Source organism: Dechloromonas sp. ZS-1 (assembly GCF_039649255.1).
In the GTDB taxonomy this organism is placed as follows: domain Bacteria; phylum Pseudomonadota; class Gammaproteobacteria; order Burkholderiales; family Rhodocyclaceae; genus Azonexus.
The window spans coordinates 104,684-125,600 of record NZ_JBDIYD010000009.1 but is presented as its reverse complement, the minus strand read 5'-3'; the positions used below and the strand labels follow the sequence as shown (position 1 = coordinate 125,600).

General features: G+C 60.5%; 16 protein-coding genes and 1 pseudogene. 6 read left to right on the top strand and 11 right to left on the bottom strand.

Features of this window, described 5'->3' with window-relative positions:
- Positions 1–2,103: pseudogene (locus AACO21_RS12450) on the top strand (Tn3 family transposase); the annotation flags it as partial.
- Here the strand turns inward: AACO21_RS12450 and AACO21_RS12445 are convergent.
- From AACO21_RS12445 to AACO21_RS12420, 6 genes are all read right to left on the bottom strand, one after another.
- Positions 2,100–2,834, bottom strand: a complete 735-nt coding sequence (locus tag AACO21_RS12445; protein WP_346192844.1) for a response regulator — start codon at positions 2,832–2,834, stop codon at positions 2,100–2,102. The pseudogene AACO21_RS12450 and the gene AACO21_RS12445 sit on opposite strands and share 4 nt — an antisense overlap.
- Positions 2,831–3,211, bottom strand: coding sequence for a response regulator (locus AACO21_RS12440; protein ID WP_346192843.1), 381 nt, complete (start codon positions 3,209–3,211; stop codon positions 2,831–2,833). The genes AACO21_RS12445 and AACO21_RS12440 overlap by 4 nt, the downstream gene beginning before the upstream one ends.
- Positions 3,208–5,040 carry an ATP-binding protein gene (locus AACO21_RS12435; RefSeq protein ID WP_346192842.1) on the bottom strand — a complete coding sequence of 611 codons (1,833 nt, stop codon included), beginning with the start codon at positions 5,038–5,040 and terminating at the stop codon, positions 3,208–3,210. The genes AACO21_RS12440 and AACO21_RS12435 overlap by 4 nt, the downstream gene beginning before the upstream one ends.
- A 1-nt stretch (position 5,041) precedes the next feature.
- On the bottom strand, positions 5,042–5,878 hold the full coding sequence (phnD, locus tag AACO21_RS12430) for a phosphate/phosphite/phosphonate ABC transporter substrate-binding protein (RefSeq protein ID WP_346192841.1): 837 nt from the start codon (positions 5,876–5,878) through the stop codon (positions 5,042–5,044).
- A 2-nt stretch (positions 5,879–5,880) separates the two neighbouring features.
- Positions 5,881–6,753: a hypothetical protein gene (locus tag AACO21_RS12425; protein ID WP_346192840.1), complete on the bottom strand. Its 873-nt coding sequence runs from the start codon at positions 6,751–6,753 to the stop codon at positions 5,881–5,883.
- Between the two features lie 102 nt (positions 6,754–6,855).
- Positions 6,856–8,472 carry an NAD(P)/FAD-dependent oxidoreductase gene (locus AACO21_RS12420; RefSeq protein ID WP_346192839.1) on the bottom strand — a complete coding sequence of 539 codons (1,617 nt, stop codon included), beginning with the start codon at positions 8,470–8,472 and terminating at the stop codon, positions 6,856–6,858.
- A gap of 219 nt (positions 8,473–8,691) precedes the next feature.
- Between AACO21_RS12420 and AACO21_RS12415 the strand changes: the two genes are divergently transcribed.
- Positions 8,692–12,093, top strand: coding sequence for a response regulator (locus AACO21_RS12415; protein WP_346192838.1), 3,402 nt, complete (start codon positions 8,692–8,694; stop codon positions 12,091–12,093).
- Positions 12,083–13,123, top strand: coding sequence for a two-component system response regulator (locus AACO21_RS12410; RefSeq protein WP_346192837.1), 1,041 nt, complete (start codon positions 12,083–12,085; stop codon positions 13,121–13,123). Before AACO21_RS12415 ends, AACO21_RS12410 begins: the two co-directional genes overlap by 11 nt.
- A gap of 17 nt (positions 13,124–13,140) precedes the next feature.
- On the opposite strand, the gene AACO21_RS12405 is transcribed toward AACO21_RS12410, so the two are convergent.
- The 4 genes from AACO21_RS12405 to modB form a co-directional block, all read right to left on the bottom strand.
- Positions 13,141–13,557: a hypothetical protein gene (locus tag AACO21_RS12405; protein ID WP_346192836.1), complete on the bottom strand. Its 417-nt coding sequence runs from the start codon at positions 13,555–13,557 to the stop codon at positions 13,141–13,143.
- Positions 13,557–14,759, bottom strand: coding sequence for a hypothetical protein (locus AACO21_RS12400; RefSeq protein WP_346192835.1), 1,203 nt, complete (start codon positions 14,757–14,759; stop codon positions 13,557–13,559). The genes AACO21_RS12405 and AACO21_RS12400 overlap by 1 nt, the downstream gene beginning before the upstream one ends.
- A gap of 81 nt (positions 14,760–14,840) precedes the next feature.
- Positions 14,841–15,920, bottom strand: coding sequence for a molybdenum ABC transporter ATP-binding protein (gene modC / locus AACO21_RS12395; RefSeq protein WP_346192834.1), 1,080 nt, complete (start codon positions 15,918–15,920; stop codon positions 14,841–14,843).
- Positions 15,917–16,591, bottom strand: a complete 675-nt coding sequence (gene modB, locus AACO21_RS12390) for a molybdate ABC transporter permease subunit (protein WP_346192833.1) — start codon at positions 16,589–16,591, stop codon at positions 15,917–15,919. Before modB ends, modC begins: the two co-directional genes overlap by 4 nt.
- 102 nt (positions 16,592–16,693) lie before the next feature.
- On the opposite strand from modB, the gene AACO21_RS12385 reads away from it, so the two are divergent.
- Positions 16,694–17,140, top strand: a complete 447-nt coding sequence (locus AACO21_RS12385; protein WP_346192847.1) for a cytochrome c — start codon at positions 16,694–16,696, stop codon at positions 17,138–17,140.
- Between the two features lie 5 nt (positions 17,141–17,145).
- Complete coding sequence (locus tag AACO21_RS12380; RefSeq protein ID WP_346192832.1) at positions 17,146–17,601, top strand: DUF1178 family protein; 456 nt, start codon at positions 17,146–17,148, stop codon at positions 17,599–17,601.
- Here the strand turns inward: AACO21_RS12380 and sulP are convergent.
- Complete coding sequence (gene sulP, locus AACO21_RS12375; protein ID WP_346192831.1) at positions 17,598–19,337, bottom strand: sulfate permease; 1,740 nt, start codon at positions 19,335–19,337, stop codon at positions 17,598–17,600. The genes AACO21_RS12380 and sulP overlap by 4 nt on opposite strands.
- A 313-nt stretch (positions 19,338–19,650) precedes the next feature.
- Between sulP and lplT the strand changes: the two genes are divergently transcribed.
- A complete protein-coding gene (lplT, locus tag AACO21_RS12370; RefSeq protein ID WP_346192830.1) occupies positions 19,651–20,916 on the top strand; it encodes a lysophospholipid transporter LplT in 1,266 nt (421 codons plus the stop codon).
- Position 20,917: the final 1 nt, after the last annotated feature.

Sequence of the window (20,917 nt, the reverse complement as noted above, 5' to 3'; positions counted from 1 at the left end):
ACCATTTCGCAGCAGCCGCCTGATCGGCGCAGAGCGACAGCCTACCTCTGACTGCCGCCAATCTTTGCAACAGAGCCGTTTCAGGCATCCGGCAAGGCGATCAACGCCAAGGTGCGGCTGTTCGGGCGCATCGGCCAGGCGCTGATCGAGGCCAAGCAAGCTGGCCGCGATCCGTTCGCCGCCATCGAGGCCGTCATGTCCTGGGATGCCTTCGCCGAAAGCGTCACCGAGGCGCAGAAGCTCGCTCAGCCCGATGACTTCGATTTCCTGCACCGCATCGGCGAAAGTTACGCCACCTTGCGCCGCTACGCGCCGGAATTCCTTGCCGTGCTCAAGCTGCGGGCCGCACCCGCCGCCAAGAACGTGCTCGATGCCATCGAGGTACTGCGTGGCATGAACACCGACAACGCCCGCAAAGTGCCTGCCGATGCCCCGACCGACTTCATCAAGCCGCGCTGGCAGAAGCTGGTGATGACTGACGCGGGTATCGACCGGCGCTACTACGAGCTGTGCGCGCTGTCCGAGCTGAAGAACTCGCTGCGCTCGGGCGACATCTGGGTGCAGGGATCGCGCCAGTTCAAGGACTTCGAGGACTACCTGGTGCCGCCCGCGAAGTTCGCCAGCCTCAAGCAGTCCAGCGCATTGCCGCTGGCCGTGGCCACCGACTGCGACCAGTACCTGCACGACCGCCTGACGCTGCTTGAAGCGCAGCTTGCCACGGTCAACCGCATGGCAGCGGCCAACGACCTGCCGAATGCGATCATCACCGAGTCGGGCCTGAAGATCACGCCGCTGGATGCGGCGGTACCCGACACCGCGCAGGCGCTGATCGACCAGACAGCCATGATCCTGCCACACGTCAAGATCACCGAACTGCTGCTCGAAGTCGATGAGTGGACGGGCTTCACCCGCCACTTCACGCACCTGAAATCGGGCGATCTGGCCAAGGACAAAAATCTGCTGTTGACCACCATCCTGGCCGACGCGATCAACCTGGGCCTGACCAAGATGGCCGAGTCCTGCCCCGGCACGACCTACGCCAAGCTCGCCTGGCTACAAGCCTGGCATACCCGCGACGAAACCTATTCGACAGCGCTGGCCGAGTTGGTGAACGCCCAATTCCGGCATCCCTTCGCCGAACACTGGGGCGACGGCACCACGTCATCGTCGGACGGCCAGAACTTCCGAACCGGGAGCAAGGCCGAGAGTACCGGTCACATCAACCCGAAATATGGCAGCAGCCCTGGGCGAACCTTCTACACCCATATATCCGACCAGTACGCGCCGTTCCACACCAAGGTGGTCAATGTCGGCGTGCGCGACTCGACCTATGTACTTGACGGCCTGCTGTACCACGAGTCCGACCTGCGCATCGAGGAACACTACACCGACACGGCAGGCTTCACCGATCACGTCTTTGCCCTGATGCATCTCCTGGGCTTCCGCTTTGCGCCGCGCATCCGTGACCTGGGCGACACCAAGCTGTTCATCCCCAAGGGGGATACCGCCTATGACGCGCTCAAACCGATGATTAGCAGCGACAGGCTGAACATCAAGGCTATTCGTGCCCACTGGGATGAAATTCTGCGGCTGGCGACCTCGATCAAGCAGGGCACGGTGACAGCCTCGCTGATGCTTCGGAAACTCGGCAGCTATCCGCGCCAGAACGGCTTAGCCATCGCCCTGCGCGAGCTGGGGCGCATCGAACGCACGCTGTTCATCCTGGACTGGTTGCAAAGCGTGGAGCTGCGCCGCCGCGTCCACGCTGGACTGAACAAGGGCGAAGCGCGCAACGCGCTGGCCCGCGCCGTATTCTTCAACCGTCTGGGCGAAATCCGCGACCGCAGCTTCGAGCAGCAGCGCTACCGGGCCAGCGGCCTCAACCTGGTGACGGCGGCCGTCGTGTTGTGGAACACGGTCTATCTGGAGCGCGCAGCACATGCGTTGCGTGGCAACGGGCATGCTGTCGATGACGCGCTATTGCAATACCTGTCGCCGCTCGGCTGGGAACACATCAACCTGACCGGCGATTACCTCTGGCGCAGCAGCGCCAAGATCGGCGCGGGCAAGTTCAGGCCGCTACGACCGTTGCAACCGGCTTAGCGTGCTTTATTTTCCGTTTTCTGAGGCGACCCCTTCATGATTTCCCACTCTTCCGGCGTCAGCTTGCCGGGTTTGAGCAGGATGTGGTCGGGAATGCCGATCTTGCCGACGTCGTGCATCGGCGCGGCCAGCATCAGGACCTCCGCATCGGCTTCGCTCATGCCGGACTTGAGCGCCAGCAGGCGGGAAAAATGGCTCATCCGGATGACGTGCATGCCGGTTTCGTTGTCCCGATATTCCGCTGCCCGCCCCAGGCGCTGGATGATCTGCAGGCGGGTGCGCTCCAGTTCGCGCGTACGCTGCATGACCAGCTCTTCGAGGTGCAGGCGGTACTGTTCGTTTTCTTCCTTCAGCCGGGCCCGCTCCAGGCATTGCTTGACCGTATTTTCCAGCGCCGGAAAGCTGACGATGGGTTTGGTCACGAAGTCCCACACGCCGCGATGGACCGCCTCGACGGCATCGTTCAGATCTGCCGTGCCGGAAACCACGATGGCTGGCGTACCCGGACTGCGCCGGGCGAGTTCGGCCACGACCTCCAGACCATTCATTCCCGGCATGTTGAGGTCGACCAGCACGATGTCCGGCTGTGCTGCCTCGAACACCAGCAGGCCGGATTCGCCATCGCCGGCTTCGTAAACATCCATGCCGGCATCTTCGAAATAGGCAGCCAGGCTGCGCCGCAGGCGCTCGTCGTCGTCGATGGTCAGGAGGCGGATCGGATCGGGGCTCATGAGGAATCTCCCGCGCGCTGAATGCGCCGGACGAACTGCTTGGTATCGGCAATGGGTTTGAAAAAGATGTCGTCTTCGGCGATGCCGAGGGCACTCAATTCCGGCGTCAGCAGGAAGTCGACCGAGCCGGTATGAATGAGCAGGGTCATCTCCGGGTAACGCGCGTGCAGGCAAGGCAAGAGCTCATAGCCACTCATGCCCGGCAAGCGGATGTCGACAATGGCCACATCACAACCCTGATCGGCGAGCAGGGCGAGCGCCGATTCGCCGTCGGCGGCATCGAAGACCACAAAACCTTCATCCTGAAGCAGGGCGACCAGATTCCGGCGCAGGCTGTGATGATCGTCAATCACGATCACGCGGCGGGCGGCACTCATAATGGAAACCTCAGTGTGAAGGTTGCGCCATGGCCGGGTTGCGAATCCAGCGTCATTTCGCCCTGGTGCTTGTCGGCAATGATCATGTAGGAGACCCACAGGCCCAGGCCGGTGCCGATACCGGGTGCCTTGGTCGTGAAAAAGGGTTCAAATGCACGCCGCCGCGCTTCCTCGGAGAAGCCGGGGCCGTTGTCGGCAATACGGACGATGGCATGCTCCTCTTGAACCAGCGCCTGAATCAGGATGCTTGGGAGGGTGTCGTGTTCGCTCCGGTCGCTCATGGCCTGCGCGGCATTACGCAGCAGGTTGAGCAACACCTGTTCGACTTCGCTGCGAATCAGGCGGACGGGCGGAAGGTCGGCGGCGTATTCGGTCCGGATGTCGATGCGGCGGAAGTCGTAATCCTTCTTCAGATCGTAATCCTTGCGCGCCAGTTCGATGGCGCGCTCGATCAAGTCGGGCAATGCGGTCAGCTCGAACAGCGGTTCGCTCTTCCTGCTGAATTCGAGGAGATTGCGCACGATCCGGGCAGCCCGCGCGCCATCGTTCTTGATGTCCTCGAGAAAGGTCAGGATGCTGCGCTTTTCGAGGTAAGCGTGAATCTTCTCAAGATTGACCTCGAGTTCGGTAGCCACCCGTTGATTGGCTTCCAGCGAAGGCGACAAACGGCGCTCGATGTTTTGTGCCGCCTGCACCATGACGCCGAGCGGATTATTGATTTCATGGGCAACCCCCGCCGCCAGGCCGCCAATCGACGAGAGCTTTTCCGACTGGATCATGGCTTCCTCAAAGCGGGTGCGCTCGGTCACGTCATCGATCCGGATGACGGCACCGCTTTCCTGGGTGCGATCCAGCGGATACACCGCCACGTTGACAATCCGGCGCTGTCCGACGGTCGACGTGCTGATTCGGTGCAATTCCAGGGTGCGCGCTTGACGCAGGGCCGGCTCGATGTCGCTGAAACGCGCGGCCAGAATGGGAAAACGTGTCAGCAGATCGCATTCCACTGGCGGGGCGCAGGGCTCCGCCATCTTGTGTGCCGAGGGATTCATGTAACGAATCCGCAGTTCGGCATCGAGCACGATCAGTGCAGCGGGCAGGGCGTTGGCCACGCCATCGAGCAGGGCGCGCGACGATTGCGCGGCCGCCAGGGCCTGGTTACGCGCCATTTCCCGCGACTCGATGCCTTGGAGCAAAGCCCGGTAGCGCTGATGCAAACGGAACAACTCGTCGCCTCGCCCCTGGCGGGCTGCCTGTGTGATGTCGGCGCGCTCGGGGGCGCATTCGGCAAGAATGCCTTCCGTTTCCCGGATCAGCCGTTCAATCCGGTGCAGGACAAGGCGATGCATCAAAGAATGAAGAGAGATCGCCAACACCAGAAAAAGCACGATGGAAGCCACAATCATGTCGCGCTTGCGCGCGGACATCAGTGCCTCACCGTCTGTATTCGAAAGGGCCAGATGAACCTGGCCAATGATGGTGCGTTGCCCATTGGTATCAAGTACCACGGGGGCGCTATAGATCGTCGCGTCACCCGGTTCGCCGTAGGAGACCAGGGTTCGTCCTTCCTGATTGATGCTCAGGTGGATGATGTAATCGCCACTGTGCTCCAGAATGGTTTGCACGGACTGATCCAGCGCCGGATAGTCCTGCGAGAGCAGGGCCTCGACCGAAAAGGTTGCAAACGAGGTGGCGAGCAGATTGGCCTGTTTGACCTGCATGGCTTGAAGCGACTCTCGCTCCTTGATGATGGAGAGCCAGCCGGTGCCCCCCAGAATGACGGCCAGGATCAGCACCACATGCAGGAACATCTTCCAGGCCAGGGTCATGTCATTCTCCGAATCCCTTCGCGTGCTTCATGGCTTGGCGCAGGCTGTCGTAATCCGCGTCGTTGGCGGGCAGCAGGCCGTTCCGGTCTACGTAGTCGAGGGCGCTGCCTTGCAGCCCCAGTAACGTGGTTTGCAAGGCCTTGAGCATGGGTAGATCGAGCCCCGCCCGGGCAACCCAGGCCTGGGTTGGGCTTGGAAAACTGGCCAGGACGCGCAGACTGCGCGCATCGGCGTATTTTTGAAAAGTGCGTTCATTGCACGCGCCCGCGTCGAATAGCCCGTTCGAAACGGCATAAACCACTTTGTCATGCCTGCCGAGGTAACTGAAACTCGCCAGATCCTTGGCTTGAATGCCTGCCTTGAGCAGCGTTGCCTGGGCCAGATAGCGGCCGGTGGTCGAATTCGGGTCGCCGAATGCCATGCGCCGTCCCTTCAGGTCGGCCAGCGCCTTGATGGGGGAGTCCTGGCGGACGACGATGACGCCGGAAAAAAGCTTGTCACCCTCGTGGGCCTCGATGGCCATCAAGGTGAGATTGGGCGCTTGCTGGCGGGCCAGCACGTAGCTGGCCGGGCCCAGTCGGGAAAAATCAATGTCGCCCTGCCGGAGCGCCTTGATGCCCTCTTCATAGGTCGGAAAAATACGCACATCGATTTTGACCGGCAGCCCTTTTGCACGCAGATTCTGCTCGATGGCCTGGCGGAAGGGTTCCATCTTGCGCAGTTCTTCCGTCGGACGCTCCGTTGCGTAACTGCCGAACCGCAGAATGCGTTCGCCCTCTGCCTGTGCCAAACCGGCCAGCAGGGTGATGCCGAGCAACAGGGCGCGCCATCCTGGCATGATCAGACGATCCGGATATCGACCGATGAAACCGGATTGTCATAAAAGAAAATCGGCGGTGCAGCCATGAAAATGCCGGTTTTCTTCAAGGCGAGATACAGCGTCGACGCGACATGCAGGGTGTCCAGGTCCCAGGGGGTACCCATTTCCTTATCGACCTTGAACGACAGTTCGGACTCCAGCAGGGTGTTCGTGTCCCATTGCCAGCGATTGACCAGCATCCATGAAGTGATGCTGTTCTTTCCCCAACGGGTAGTGAATTGGTCGAAAACGGCCTCATCCCAGTGGGAAACCGGATGCAAGCGGGTTTCGGCGGGGAGCAAATTTTCGAGTGCAGGAAAGTACTGGCTGAAAAATGCCAGCCGTTCGGCCTCGACCTGACGACCTTTGACAAAGACCGAACCGGAAGCACAGTATTTCAGGTTACTGAAGTGCAGATCCTCTTCCAGCTTGAATTTGGCGTCGTGATGCTTGTAGCGCGCTGCGGCCTTGATATCCGGATAACTGGCCGAGGTCTTGGGCGTGTCGTACAGCAGTTCCGGAACAAAATGATGTGCCTTGCATTTGAGCTTGGTCATCGTGTCCGTGGCTTCAACGGCCAGGGTCAGGTTGTTCTGCTTCAGGATGCCCGGTACCCCCTTGGGGGCCGTGTCGTAGCGAATGCCCTCGCGCCGCCAGGGCTGGTCGTCAAATTCGAAGTGAGGCGTCTTTCTGCCGGCCAGTTGGGTAATGACGTCAACCAGGGTGGCGCGCACGCGCTCGAAGATCGCCTGATCCGTCTTGCCCGGCTCAAGCTTGGCGCCGTCGCTGGCGACGGGCCAAATGATCTTCATCTGAAACTCTTTGCTTTCCTGCCGGTAGACCTTGTCAGCCATGACGCCATCCTCATGAAATTCGGATAATGTCAAATTAGCGATTCAGGGGCGGCAGGTCAACGAATAATTCGCCCAGAAATGTTAAAAATAAGAAGCACTGTTTCAGCTGCGCGCCAGGATATCCCGGGCAAGCGCTTCGGCCACCTTGATGCCATCCACCCCGGCCGAGAGGATGCCGCCCGCGTAGCCAGCACCTTCACCCGCCGGGAAGAGCCCGCGCGTATTCACGCTCTGGAAATCCGGCCCGCGCTTGATGCGCACGGGGGAGGAGGTACGTGTCTCGACGCCCGTCAGCACGGCATCGGCCATGGCGAATCCCCGAATCTGCTTGTCGAAAGCCGGAATGGCCTCGCGTAGCGCTTCAATGACGAAAGGCGGCACGCATTGGCTGAGGTCGGTCAAATGCACCCCGGGCTGGTAGGAGGGTTCAACGCTACCCAGCGACTTGGAAGGGCGTCCCGCCAGGAAGTCCCCGATTTTCTGCGCTGGTGCCTCGTAGGTGCCGCCGCCGGCGACAAAGGCGGCTGATTCCCATTGACGCTGAAACGCGATGCCGACCAGCGGATTCGTCTTGTAGTCGCCGGGAAAGTCTTCCGGATGAACCTCCACGACCAGCGCCGCATTGGCGTTGCGCTCGGCCCGGGAATACTGGCTCATGCCATTGGTGACAACACGCCCTGGCTCGGAGGTGGCAGCGACCACCTGGCCGCCCGGGCACATGCAGAAGCTGTAAGCGGCCCGCCCGTTCTTGCAGTGATGCACCAGTTTGTAGTCGGCCGCCCCGAGGATCGGGTTGCCGGCATTGGGACCGAAACGCGCTGCATCGATCAGGGTTTGCGGGTGCTCGGCACGGAAACCGATCGAGAAGGGTTTTGCTTCCATGTAAACCCCCTCTGCATGCAGCATCTCGAAGGTATCGCGAGCGCTGTGCCCGACGGCAAGAACGACATGTTCGGTGTCGATTCGCTCGCCATTGGCGAGTTCCAGGCCGACGACCTTGCCGTTTTCACGAATCAGACGGTCGACCTTGCTTTCGAAGCGAATTTCACCGCCGAGATCGGTGATGGTCTGGCGGATGTTTTCCACCATCTTGACCAGACGGAAGGTCCCGACGTGCGGTTTGCTGACATAGAGGATTTCCTCCGGTGCGCCTGCCTTGACGAATTCTTCCAGGACCTTGCGGCCATGGAATTGCGGGTCCTTGATCTGGCTGTAGAGCTTCCCGTCAGAGAAGGTGCCGGCGCCGCCTTCGCCAAACTGAACATTGGATTCCGGATGCAGGTTGTTACGCCGCCAGAGATCCCAGGTGTCCTTGGTGCGTTCGCGCACGATCTTGCCGCGTTCGAGCACGATCGGGCGGAAACCCATCTGGGCCAGGATCAACGCCGCCATGAAACCGCAGGGCCCCATGCCGATGACGACCGGCCGCTGTTTCAGGTCGGCCGGTGCCTGACCGACAAATTTGTAGCTCGTGTCCGGCGTGGGCAGGACATGACGATCCTCCGCGAAGCGGGCCAGGACCGCTGCTTCATTGGCGAGATCGATGTCCAGCGTGTAGATCAGCATGATCGAACTTTTCTTGCGCGCATCGTAGCCGCGCCGGAAGATACTGAACGACCGCACCGCATCGGGCATCACGCCCAATCGGGTGCAAATGGCCGCCAGCAGGGCATCTTCGGCATGGTCAAGGGGCAGTTTCAGTTCGGTAATTCTCAGCATGCAAATCGTCCAGTGATCGTCCCCTCGAAATGCGGGGCACGAAAAGCCGGTATTTTACCTGTTGCAGGGAACAGCGTCCCCTGCTCGCCGATACACTGAATTCAATCCGCCGCGCACACAGGGCGGGGGAGTGGTCTATGCTTATGCCAGACGCGCATTGAACGCGTCCTTCCATATCGAGGGGGCTGGAAGATGGAAAAGCGGCGCTGGAGACATTCATTGATCGGACGCCTGATCGCCTGGGGAGCCATTATCCAGATGGCTGTCGTGGCGTTCTATCTGCTGCTCGTGCAGCCCATCATGCGCGACGGCGTGGCGGATAATCTGGAGGCAACCGCTGCCCAGACCTCGGAAATCCTGAATGTCACGCTCGCGCCCTATATCGCTGACAACAATTACCAGACCCTGCAGGATTTTTTCGGCGATCTCGTCGACCACGCGCACGGCATGACCTATCTGGTGGTCATCCGCCCGGATGGCAAAGCCCTGATTTCAGCCGGCAAGATCGCGACCGGCGACAAGTTGCCCGAACCCTCCGCCAATGCACGCAGCGCCCTGGCGTCCGGGCTGTATCACGTGCGACACGAAATCCTGTTGCATGACAATCAGGTTGGTTATTTCCAGTTCGGCCTGAGCCCGGGGGACATGTTGCAGGTGCTGGACCGGGTGGCTCGTGCCGGCATGGCAGCCGGTGCCCTGGCGCTGGTTTTGATGTTGTTGCTAGCAGTCCTCTTTGGTAATCGGCTCCGTGCGCGCTTTCAGCGCTTTATCGGCATGGCTGGCGCCGTGGCTGCCGGGAATTACGACGCAGTGTTGCCGGTTGAAGGCCGGGACGAACTCGACGAACTGGCCGATCACTTTAACGGGATGGCAGCAGCGATTGCGCTGCGTGAGCGCAAGTTTGCCAATGTATTTAATGCGGCACCGATTCCCATGCTGTTGTTTCGCATTGAAAAAGCCACATCACGCTATGTCATCATCGATGCCAACGATGTGGCGGTCTCCCGGTCCGGGGTTGCACGCGAACGGGCGCTGGAGAAAACCATTCACGACATCGGGCTGCAGATCGACGAAGACGACTTGGTCGCCATCCGCCTTGCATTGACGCAGCATGGCCGCTTTGGCCCGTACGAATTGCCATTCCGCTCCTCTGCCGAGAGCAGCGTGAGCCGCTTCATCATGTTCGGGCAGCAATTCGAGATCGGCGAGACCAGCTTTTTGATCGTCGCGATGCTCGATGTCAGCGATCTGCGACGTATCGAGGATGAATTGCGGGTGTTGAATGCCACGCTGGAGCAACGTGTCGTTGAACGCACGCTTCAGCTCGATGAGCGCAATCACGCGCTCAATGAGGCACTCAAGGAACTGGACAAGGCGCGAGGTCGGGCAGAAGAGGCCAATCATGCAAAATCGGCTTTCCTGGCGACCATGAGCCATGAAATCCGCACGCCGATGAATGCCATCATCGGGATGTCCCACTTGGCATTGGAATCCGGGTTGGAGCCGAAACAAAAACACTATATCGACAAGGTGTATCAATCCGCCAATGCCTTGCTCGGCATTCTGAACGACATCCTCGATTTTTCGAAAATTGAGGCGGGCCAACTCAGCATCGAGCATATCGAGTTTGATCTTGAGGAAGTATTTGGCAACCTCTCGAATCTGCTCGGGTTACGTGCCAGCGAAAAGCAGCTGGAACTGATTTTCGATTTGCCGGTGGATCTGCAGCATTTGCTCGTCGGTGATCCGCTGCGGCTGGGACAGGTGCTGACCAACCTGTTGTCGAATGCCATCAAATTTACCGAGACCGGCGACATTCAGGTCATGGCAAGTGTTCAGGCTCAGGACAAGGACTGGGTCAGCATTGATTTCTCCGTGCGGGATAGCGGCATCGGGATCTCGCCCGAGCAGCAGGCACGCCTATTCAAGGCCTTTGTTCAGGCAGACGGTTCGATTTCACGCCGTTACGGTGGCAGCGGCCTGGGCCTGGTCATCTGCCGCCGTCTGGTCGAATTGATGGGCGGCGAGATCGCCCTCGAGAGCATCCAGGGCCATGGCAGCACCTTCCGTTTTGGCTTGCGTTTCCGCAAGGGACGGCCAAAGCAGGAAACCGTGCATCAGGCCGTCACCAACTGGCCTGGCAAGCGGGCTTTGATTGTCGATGACAATGAAGCTGCCAGGGAAATTCTGGCTTCGATGATGGCCCAGATGGGCTTCGACACGGTAACGGCAGGCAGTGGATTGGAGGCTCAACAGCGCTTGGCGGCCACGCTGCCTGGCGCAGCCTTCGATGTTGTGCTCAGTGACTGGAAAATGCCGGAAATGGACGGGGTCGCCCTCTTGGGCGCGCTACGCAAGCAGCACCCGGCCGAGCAGTTGCCTGCCATCATCATGGTCAGCGCTTATGAAACCGCCCTGTTGCATCAGGCCTTGCTCGATGCCGGTTTGCCCGAGCAGCCGGTACTGAGCAAACCGGTCTCTCCCGGCCAGCTCTCGCATGCCTTGAATAGTTGCCTGGGGCAGCCTGCCGATGCCATTGCCCCTTGCTCCACGCCCAAAGACAACGAACCTGCGCTGGCCGGACTTAAGGTCATCCTTGCCGAAGATAACGAGGTGAATATCGAACTGGCGACCGAGTTGCTGCAACGGGTCGGGGTGGAACTACGCGTTGCGAACAACGGCCAGGAGGCGATCGATTTGCTCCGTGACGCCCCCTGCGACCTGATCCTGATGGATATCCAGATGCCGGTCATGGACGGTCTGGCGGCAGCCCGGATCATCCGGCAGACGCAGGCTGCGGACACCTTACCGATCATCGCCATGACAGCGGGGGCGCTCGAGAGCGACCGGGAGAACAGCTTGGCGGCCGGCATGAATGCGCACATCACGAAGCCGATTGATCCCGAAGCCTTGTATGCGCTGTTGCGACATTTTGACCGGCGCCGGACCCCGCCGACTTTGCCTCGTCCGGCGGAGCGCCAGCAGGCTGCCCGCAGTGCGTCGCGCCTGACGCTGCCCGGGGTTGATATCCGGCTGGGCATGTCGCAATCCGGGGGCGAAGAAAAGTTCTACCGGCGCATTCTCAAGCGCTTCAGCGAGTCGTTTGGCAATTTCTCCGACAAGGCCCGAGCTGCCTTGGCCGAGCGTGATACCGAAGCCTTGTCCATGCTCGCCCACAGTCTCAAGGGGGTGGCCGGCACCATTGGCGCCCAAGGCCTGGCCTTGCAGGCGAAAGAACTGGAGCGCGCAGTCAAGGAGGCTGACTGGAACATGGCGGGCCGTTGCGCCCAGCATACCTTCGAGGCACTCGATCACTTGCTGTCCAGCATTCGTCAGTTGCCTGATAGCACGCAGCCCGCACCGAACATGCCCGCGCTAGGCGCAGATGAAATTTCCGCTCAGTTGCGAGCCATCCGCCTGTTGCTCAAGGTCAACGATACCGAATCGGTAGAGCAAATCGAAGGACTCGCAGCCCAAATCCCGCCGGGCGAAATGCGCGAACAACTTCAACAAATTACCCAAGCCATTGCGCGCTATGATTTCGCAACGGCGCTCAAGGGCGTCGATACCATGCTTGCTGTTGTCAATGTACGTGAGAAGGGTCAGAACAATGGAAATTAAGGCCGGACAACACCGTCGTCACACGATTCTGGTCATTGATGACATGCCGGACAATATCGAGGTGTTGCGCGGGATCTTGCGCCCCGAATACCGGGTACTGGCCGCCACCAGTGGCCAGGAAGCGCTGGAGTTGCTGGAAGGTGGCCTGGCGCCCGACCTGATCCTGCTCGACGTGATGATGCCGGGCATGGATGGCACCCAGGTCTGCCGCGCCTTGAAAAGCAATCCACGCACGGTTGATATCCCGGTCATTTTCGTCACGGCGCGCGGCGATGAGCAGCATGAAGGGCAGGGCTTCGAATTGGGTGCGGTCGATTACATCGCCAAACCGGTCAAGCCACGCATTGTCCTGGCTCGGGTACGCACGCATCTGGCTTTGTCGGATCAGCAGCATGTCCTGGAATCGATGGTGCGCGAGCGGACGGATCAGTTGTACACAACCCGCCTGAAGGTGATTCGTACCCTGGGCCAAGCTGCGGAATTCAAGGACAACGAGACCGGGATGCACATCGTCCGCATGAGCAAATACTCGCGTGAGTTGGCGACGGCCATGGGGATGCCTGGCAACTGGACGGATCTGCTCTACAACGCTGCGCCCATGCACGACATCGGCAAGATCGGGATTCCCGATGCGGTGCTGTTGAAGCCCGGCAAGCTGGATCCGGACGAACTGGTGATCATGCGTACCCATGCCGAGATCGGCGCGCGCATCATTGGCGACCCGGAGGGCAGCGAACTCTTTGCACTGGCTGCCAGTGTGGCCATGACGCATCATGAAAAATGGCATGGCTCAGGTTATCCGAACGGGCTGTCCGGGGAGCATATCCCGCTCGAAGGACGGATCGTCGCGGTGGCAGATGTCTTTGATGCGCTGACCAGCGAGCGTCCCTACAAAAAGGCCTGGACGGTAGACGATGCCCTGGCGCTACTGAGTCAGGAGAAGGGGCGTCATTTCGATCCGGCGATTGTCGATACGTTTATCGAGATCCTGCCCACCATTCTCGATATCAAGTCCCGCCACGCCGACTGAATCGGCCTCGGGTCAGGTCAGGGCAAAACGAGCAGCACGCGGGTTTTTGCCGGCTTCTGGTCGCTGCGGACGTAACTCAGCCAATTGACGTTGCTGACCCGGCCGAGTTCATCCGAATTCAGCACCGGCGGCGGCCGTCCCTGGCCGGTGAAGACCATGCGTGACCAATATGCACGCATCTGGTTACGGCTGCGCCCGAGCAGTTGCTGGTAAAACGCTTCCCGTAAAGAAACGTCATCGCTGTCGATCGGGGCCAGATTCTGCACGGACATCCCCAAAAACGCCGCTGCGATGTCCTCCTGCGAGAGACTCCTGATCGCGCTGCGCTCGCTGACCACGATGGCGATGGCCGGTCCTTGGCCCATGACGGCCTGCGCGGGCATGCCGCAAGCGATGAGACCAATCACCAGGATAGGCAGGCGCAGGAATCTCATCAGTAGGCCCAGTCCATGACGACAGAAACGACGTTGAAATGATGTCGACCGTCGGGCAGCAAACTGCCTTGCAAACCATAGGTATCAGGACTCACCCGATCCAATTGAACCTTCAGATCCATGCCTTCCTGAAAATCCCAGCGCACACCCAGCGACCATGTGTGTTGCCCGGTGTTACGGCGGGCCAGGAAGGCATTCGCCGTGCTGGCGGTACTGCCGCTACCGAGCCGATCTTCGGTCAGCGCGCCGGTAACCCGGTTTTCGGCATAGCTCAGGTAGGGCGTCCAGGCACCAAAAGTCCGACCCAGCGTGGCATACCAGCCGAGCCGATCGGTCATCGAGCGACGCTGAAGCTGAGTGGCACCAATTTCGGAAATGAACACCCAGCCGTTCTTTTCGTAACGTAGCCCCAGGCCGCCATAGGTCTGGCCAGCGATATTGGCCACGCCATAATCATCGGCCACCGCAGCATCCTGCTGGCGAATCAGGGCTTCAATCTGTTCGATGCCGGAGGAGTTCATGCGGGTATTGGCCGACACCAGTGCTGCCTGGACGGTCAATGCCCCATCTGAGACAGCATACGAGATGCCAAGATTACGCGTATTGCGGACTTGGTAACGCGGGCGTTTTACCTCCGTTACGCCCGCATGGGCGGTTAAAGTACCGGTTACGCCTGCGCCCAGAGCATGGCGGTGGCGTACCTGTATACCGTCAAGGCTGGTGCTTTCGCCAACCAGCGTATAGAGCTCTGCGGGAGGGCGCACCCAAGGGTGGCTGTAACCAATATCGTAGCTATCCGTAATCAGAAAGAGCGATTGACGGAACCGCCCCAGGCGAACTTCCCATTGTGTGTCCGGCTGCCAACTCACGTAGGCCCAGGGCGTCGCCATGCGGACGTCGTCAGCGCCATTACGGCGCACCAGTGACTGGACCACGGCCGACCAGGCGGGCGTGATATTCCAGCGCGCCTGCACGCCAACCCGGTTATCCAGCCGACCGCTCCAGCCATCATCAAGCGCCACCAAGGAACTATCCATGGCACGGTAAGCAACACCGCTGGCCAGACTGCGCGACATGCCCAGGCTGGCATGGGCATTGAGTTCAAGCGGCGGGGTTTCCTGGGCGCAAACGTCCCCCGTGGCGACGGTCAACGCGAGCGCACCGGACAAAAACACGCAACGACAAGCGAGAATGGGAGCCATGAATGCCCATGGTTTTGGCAGTAACGGCACTTTTATAACATGCCGTGCGCAAAATGGGGGAAAACGCGTTCGGCGAAACCGTCAGTCCAACAAGGCAACCGATTTGATCTGGGCGTAGACCGTATCGCCTGCTTGAATCTGCAGGCGCTGAATGGAGCGTTGCGTGATGCGTGCCAGCAATATGGTGCCATCGACGGTAAGGCGTACCAGCACCTGACCGGGGACCGTGCATGGGGTGAAATCGAGCACGTTGGCCCGGACAGCATTGAGAATGCTGCTCTCCACCAGCGGCTGGCGCGACAGGCTGACATCGCGGGCATGAATCCGGCAACGCAGCGGGGTGCCGATGGCTTGAGCACGCTGCGCCACCCAGAGATCGCCGCCGGGAAAACTGAGGCGGGTCAGGCCGTCATCGGCCTGTTCGGCAATGCAGACCGACAGCACGACGCCCGGATCTTCCGCGAAAACCGGCGGCAGATCCGTCCGGGCAAGGACCGTGTTGAGTGCGCCCTGCCCAATGACCTGACCGCCGTCGAGCAGAACAAGATGGTCGGCCAGTCGGGCGACTTCATCCGGTGCATGGCTGACATACACCATCGGGATTGCCAGTTCCTGATGCAGACGTTCCAGGTAAGGGAGGATTTCCTGTTTTCGCCGCCAGTCGAGGGCCGCCAGCGGTTCATCCATCAGCAGCAAGGCCGGCTCTGCCAGCAGGGCACGGCCCATCGCGACGCGCTGACGTTCGCCGCCGGAGAGCGCTGCCGGCAGACGATCCAGCAAGGTTTCCAGCCCAAGCAGTGCCGTGATTTCCCCGAGCTGACGCCGCCGTTGTCCGGCTGGAACGCGGCGTTGCCCGAACAGGAGATTGTCCCGCACCGACAAATGGGCAAACAGGCTGGCGTCCTGAAAAACCACACCCAAGGCACGTTGATGGGGCGGGACAAAAATGCCCCGCTGATCGTCCTGCCACACCTGATCGCCCACGCTGCACTGTACGCCCGGCAGCCTTTCGAGGCCGGCGAGCAAGCGCAAGCAGGTGGTCTTGCCGGAACCTGAAGGGCCGAAGAGGGCGGTGATGCCGCTACCCGGAAGGGACAGGTCGACGTTGAGGCGGAATGCCTGACGGTCAACCGCACAAACGAGGCGAATTTCACCGTTCATGACCGGCCCCGCCGACGCCCGTTCAGGCCATAAACCGTGATCAGGACGCAGAAGCTGAAGAGCAGCAGTCCGGCCGACAACACATGCGCCTGTGCATACTCCAGCGCTTCGACATGATCGTAGATCTGCACCGAGATCACGCGCGTCTGCTCGGGGATATTGCCGCCGATCATCAGCACGATGCCGAATTCCCCGATGGTGTGGGCAAAACCCAGAATTGCCCCGGTCAGGAAACCGGGGCGGGCGAGCGGCACTGCCACGGACCAGAAGGCATCCCAGGGCGAGGCACGCAAGGTGGCCGCGGCCTCGAGCGGTGCTTCGCCAATGGCTTCAAAGGCATTCTGGATGGGTTGCACGACGAAGGGCAGGGAATAGAACACCGACGCCACGACCAGTCCGGGAAAGGTAAAGGGCAGCAAGCCCAAGCCCAGGGATTGGGTCAACTGGCCCACCGGCCCTTGCGGCCCCATCAGCAGGAGCAGATAGAAACCGAGTACGGTCGGCGGCAGCACCAGCGGCAGGGCCACCACGGCGCTGATCGCGCCTTTCCAGGCCGAACGCGTGCGCGCCAGCCACCACGCCAGGGGCGTACCGACCAACAGCAGAAGCACGGTGACGACGCTCGCCAGTTTGAGGGTCAGCCAGATGGCAGACCAGTCTGCAGCATGCATGCGGTCGACCGTCAGAAAAGACGCGAATTGAACATGGCTCGGGAGGATACCACCGGCACTCCCTTATATAATTGCGCCTCCCGCAAAAACGCCTTGTCTGCCATGCTGAAAAACCTGCTCTGCGCCGTGTTGACCGTCGGACTGCTTGCCGCGTGTGGCGAACCGGAAGATACCCGCCCCGGCCAACCGGTCAAAACGCGACAACTGGCTTTCAAGGAATTCATCCGCCAGTTTGAGCCGATGGGCAAGATGTTGCGCGACAACCGCTATGACGCGGCCCGTTTCCTGACATTTGCCGAAGCGCTGGATGCCGCCAAGGAGGCCCCCTGGACGCATTTCGGCCCGGATACCCAGTACCCGCCGAGCAAATCCACCGATGCGGTCTGGCAAAAACCGGATGCCTTCGCCAAAGAGCGCGATGCCTTCCTGGCCGCCACCGGCAAACTCCTGGAAGCCGCGCGCAGCAAGGATAAGGCACAGGTCGACGCGCCCTACAAAGCAGTCTACGACACCTGCCAGAGCTGCCACCGCCAGTTCCGCCAGCGCTGACCGGCATGATCATCTACGACCTTTGCTGCGACCGCGATCATCGCTTCGAAGCCTGGTTCCGGAATGCCGACGAGTTCGACATGCAGCGCCAGCGCGGCCTGCTGAGCTGCCCGCAGTGCGATAGTCAGGCGATCCGGCGCGTGCCCTCTGCGGTTGCCGTTTCAACCGGCAAAGCACAGCCGCCGGCGCACGCGTCATCGACCAGCCCGCCTGCGAGCGGCACGCCGCCGCCCACGGGGACTGAAATGCGCGCCCTCTATCGTCAGTTCGTGCAGGTGTTGCGTGACACGAGCGAGGATGTCGGCGACCGCTTTGCGGACGAGGCGCGCAAGATCCACTATCAGGAAGCCCCCGAGCGGGCCATTCGCGGCAAAACGACCCGGGATGAATATGAAGCCCTGCGCGATGAGGGCATCGAGATCGTCAATCTGCCGGATATTCCGGAAGAAAGCCTGAACTAAGCCGGCGAGTTCGACGCTGCGGGAGCGCAGTCAGACGCAGCCAGCGCGTCGAAAGCCGCACTGGCCGACAGGAAAACCTGTCCGGACAAATGCCGCCACAAGGCCGTGTTCTGCAGACGGTCCTGTACCGGCCCCTTGATTTCGGCAAAGTGCAGGCGAATGCCCTGCGCCAGCAAATCCCGGTTCAGTTCGGCCAGGGTGTCGACCGCCGTACTGTCCATCCGGTTCACGGCGTTCATGACCAGTACCAGATCGCGGCAGGCAGGCTGCTGCGCCAGCGCCTGACGGATGTAACTCTCGATGGCGGCCAGATTGCCGAAGAACAGGCTTTCATCAATGCGCAGAAAGAGGGCGTGGGGCAGGGTATCAACCCGGTGCCGTGCCACATTGCGAAAATGCTCGCTGCCGGGCAGACGCCCGACAACCGCCATATGCGGCGTACTGGCATGGAAGAGCAGGGTGGCCATCGAGAGCACCACGCCCAGGCCAATGCCCACATCGACACCCAGTACGATCACCCCCAGTGCAGTCCCCAACCAGGCCAGGGCATCGGCGCGGTCATATGCCATGGCCTGACGCAAGGCGGCCAGGTCGACCATGCTCCACGCTGCCAGCATGATGCTTGCCGCCAGGGTTGCCAGCGGCAGATGGGCCAGCCAGGGGGAAGCCCACAGCACGATGAAGATGGTCACCAGCGCTGCAACCATGCTGGCCAGCGGCGTTTGTGCCCCGGAGGCAACGTTGACCGCCGAGCGCGAAACGCCGCCGCCCACCGGCATTCCCCCGACGAAGGCCGAGGTGATATTGGCCAGCCCCAGACCGACCAATTCCCGGTTGGCATCCACCCGTTCGCCACGTTTCACGGCCAGGGCCTGGGCCATGGAAATATTCTGGACCATGCCAATCAGCGCAAGCGTCAGGGCCGGGATGATCAGGCGCTGCACGTGCTCAGCATCCGGCAATTGCCACGAAAACAAAGGCAGCCCTCCGGCAATATTGCCCACCACAGCCAACCCGTGGCGGCGATCCAGTTCCCCGGCGTAAACCGCCAGGCTACCCAATGCAACGACCACTAAGGGCGCTAGCCGGGCGGCAAATGCGGCTGTTGCCGGAGCGCAACCCAGTTTTTTCAAGCCGGTGGCGAGCCAGGTTCGCGCCAGCATCAACATGAGCAGGCTGATGCCACCGACGAGCGCGGTCATGCCATGAATGCTGGAGAAAATCGTGAGCAATCCCCCTGCGGTCCAGGGCTGTGTCGGCAGGGCACTCAAGCCCAGCAGGTGTTTGAACTGGCTGCACACGATCAATACCGCCGAGCCGGAAATGAACCCGCTGGCCACCGGCCGGCTCAGCAACTGCGAGAGGAAGCCAAGGCGCGCCAGACCGCAGGCAAACACCATCGCACCGGAGAGCAAGGACAAGGTTGCCGCCAGCACGATGTATTCCGGCGATCCCGGGCGACTGAGCGGGAGCAGAACGGTATAAGTCATGATGGCGGTGATGGCCACCGGGCCGACCGCCTGAACCCGGCTGCTGCCAAACCAGGCGTAAATGAGCACGGGGAAAATACTTGCGTACAAACCGAAATGCGGTGGCAAGCCAGCGAGCAGCGCATAGGCGAGACTCTGGGGCACGACCAGAATACTGACCAGCACGCCGGCAGTGATATCCGCACCGAGATCGCGGCGCGGATAATCGCGCAGCCACTGCGGCCAAATAAAATCGGGAATACGCATGCCGCGACTTTTAACATGGGCGGGATGATCCGCCAAGATTGTTGGTGTGCGAGAAGGTCATCTTCCATTTCTCGAATTTGTCTATTAGTTTACATAATACAAATTATGCGACTAACGGATCTTCAAATCACGATGCAGTCAGCGATACCGATTTATCCAACTCATACGGGACAAAGCACCATTGAATCAGTTGTTTGAATCCGAGCCGTCATCGCCCGTCAAACGGCGTTTGCCGCCTGTCACTGAATTTCAATCGAAAGCGTGTTATAAAAGCCGCCGAAAGTTATATAAGACACAAGAAGAGAGACCTCTCGTGCCGTTTGGCTTCTACATCATCATGGCCGCGCAGTTCTTTTCCGCGCTGGCCGACAATGCGTTGTTGATCGCTGCGATTGCAGCCTTGCGTGACATGCATGCCCCGGCCGAATACGAGCCGCTGCTGAAGACTTTCTTCACGGTCTCGTATGTTGTCCTGGCGGCATTTGTCGGTGCATTTGCGGACTCGATGCCGAAATGGCGCGTCATGTTCATCAGCAACACCATCAAGATTGCGGGATGCGGCATGATGTTTTTTGGCGCACATCCCTTGCTCGCCTATGCAGTCGTCGGCCTGGGAGCCGCCGCATACTCTCCGGCCAAATACGGCATCCTGACCGAGTATCTGCCGCCGCGCCTGCTGGTGGTGGCCAATGGCTGGATTGAAGGCCTGACCGTGGGCGCCATCGTTCTCGGTGTGGTGATCGGCGGCGCGCTGATCCGGCCCGATGTGGCCCATACGCTGTTGGCTTTCGATTTTCCCCTGATTGAAACCGGTATTGATACTGCCAGTGAAATGGCGCTCACCATCATTGGTGTCCTGTACATCCTGGCAGCCATGTTCAATCTCAAAGTGCCGGACACCGGGGTTGATCACAAGCCGCTCAAGCGTAATCCGTTCTATCTGGTGCATGAATTCAAGCATTGCCTTGCCCTGCTCTGGCGCGACCGTCTGGGCCAGATTTCCCTGGCGGTGACGACGCTGTTCTGGGGTGCGGGCGCAACGCTGCAATTCATCGTGATCAAGTGGTCCGAGGTATCACTGCAACTCGACCTCTCCAAAGCCTCGATGTTGCAGGGCGTGGTGGCCATCGGCGTGGCTGTCGGGGCAATCATCGCTGCCAAGATGATCACGCTGCGCAAATCGGTTCAGGTCATTCCGCTGGGGATTGCGATGGGCCTGATCGTGCTTGTCATGAATTTCGTGCATAGCATCTGGATTGCCGTCCCGCTGCTGATCCTGATCGGCGGGCTCTCCGGGTTCTTTGTCGTGCCGATGAATGCCCTCCTCCAGCACCGTGGCCATGTGCTGATGGGGGCCGGGCACTCGATTGCCGTCCAGAACTTCAATGAAAACCTCTCCATCCTGATCATGACAGGCCTGTATTACCTGATGGTCAAAATGAATCTTTCGATCTACCTGGTCGTCACCCTGTTTGGTCTTTGCGTCAGCGGTCTCATGTACCTGATTCGCGAGCGCCACCTGCAGAATCAGCGCGAGCACGACGATGTCTGCCATCTGGACGACACCCCCCATCACTGAG

What these genes read in the sequence shown, in the direction of transcription:
- AACO21_RS12400 (WP_346192835.1), bottom strand. Translation starts at nt 14,759, where the DNA reads ATGGCTCCCATTCTCGCTTGTCGTTGCGTGTTTTTGTCCGGTGCGCTC.
- modB (WP_346192833.1), bottom strand. Translation starts at nt 16,591, where the DNA reads ATGCATGCTGCAGACTGGTCTGCCATCTGGCTGACCCTCAAACTGGCG.
- phnD (WP_346192841.1), bottom strand. Translation starts at nt 5,878, where the DNA reads ATGCCAGGATGGCGCGCCCTGTTGCTCGGCATCACCCTGCTGGCCGGT.
- modC (WP_346192834.1), bottom strand. Translation starts at nt 15,920, where the DNA reads ATGAACGGTGAAATTCGCCTCGTTTGTGCGGTTGACCGTCAGGCATTC.
- AACO21_RS12380 (WP_346192832.1), top strand. Translation starts at nt 17,146, where the DNA reads ATGATCATCTACGACCTTTGCTGCGACCGCGATCATCGCTTCGAAGCC.
- AACO21_RS12410 (WP_346192837.1), top strand. Translation starts at nt 12,083, where the DNA reads ATGGAAATTAAGGCCGGACAACACCGTCGTCACACGATTCTGGTCATT.
- AACO21_RS12385 (WP_346192847.1), top strand. Translation starts at nt 16,694, where the DNA reads ATGCTGAAAAACCTGCTCTGCGCCGTGTTGACCGTCGGACTGCTTGCC.
- AACO21_RS12435 (WP_346192842.1), bottom strand. Translation starts at nt 5,040, where the DNA reads ATGACCCTGGCCTGGAAGATGTTCCTGCATGTGGTGCTGATCCTGGCC.
- AACO21_RS12405 (WP_346192836.1), bottom strand. Translation starts at nt 13,557, where the DNA reads ATGAGATTCCTGCGCCTGCCTATCCTGGTGATTGGTCTCATCGCTTGC.
- AACO21_RS12440 (WP_346192843.1), bottom strand. Translation starts at nt 3,211, where the DNA reads ATGAGTGCCGCCCGCCGCGTGATCGTGATTGACGATCATCACAGCCTG.
- AACO21_RS12420 (WP_346192839.1), bottom strand. Translation starts at nt 8,472, where the DNA reads ATGCTGAGAATTACCGAACTGAAACTGCCCCTTGACCATGCCGAAGAT.
- AACO21_RS12445 (WP_346192844.1), bottom strand. Translation starts at nt 2,834, where the DNA reads ATGAGCCCCGATCCGATCCGCCTCCTGACCATCGACGACGACGAGCGC.
- sulP (WP_346192831.1), bottom strand. Translation starts at nt 19,337, where the DNA reads ATGCGTATTCCCGATTTTATTTGGCCGCAGTGGCTGCGCGATTATCCG.
- AACO21_RS12425 (WP_346192840.1), bottom strand. Translation starts at nt 6,753, where the DNA reads ATGGCTGACAAGGTCTACCGGCAGGAAAGCAAAGAGTTTCAGATGAAG.